Genomic DNA, 259 nt, shown 5'->3' with positions numbered 1-259 from the left:
AGTCCTAGTCCAGTCCTAGTCCAGTCCTAGTCCAGTCCTAGTCCAGTCCTAGTCCAGCCCTAGTTGTGAAGCGTCAAGAGGTTATTTCTTGACGAGTTGAGTCTGGACATAGGCGCGAGGCCGCCGATACCGCTGTGGGGGCGATGCCAGTTGTAGTGGTGCTGCCAGCTTGCCAGTGCATCGGTTCGGTGGGCTGAGTTCTGGTAGGTCCAGCCATAGGCCCATTCACGCAACGCCGACTGGATGAACCTCTCGGCCT

General features: G+C 57.9%; 1 protein-coding gene. It reads right to left on the bottom strand.

From position 1 onward, the window contains the following. Positions 1–59 precede the first annotated feature (59 nt). Positions 60–259: integrase core domain-containing protein (locus tag CVH10_RS21945; protein ID WP_146143269.1), on the bottom strand; the 200-nt coding region annotated here is incomplete at its 5' end.

It is taken from the genome of Halomonas sp. ND22Bw, from assembly GCF_003011945.1.
Classification (GTDB): Bacteria; Pseudomonadota; Gammaproteobacteria; order Pseudomonadales; family Halomonadaceae; genus Halomonas; species Halomonas halophila.
The sequence above is the reverse complement of the archived record's forward strand: the minus strand, read 5'-3'. Positions and strand labels throughout refer to the sequence as shown.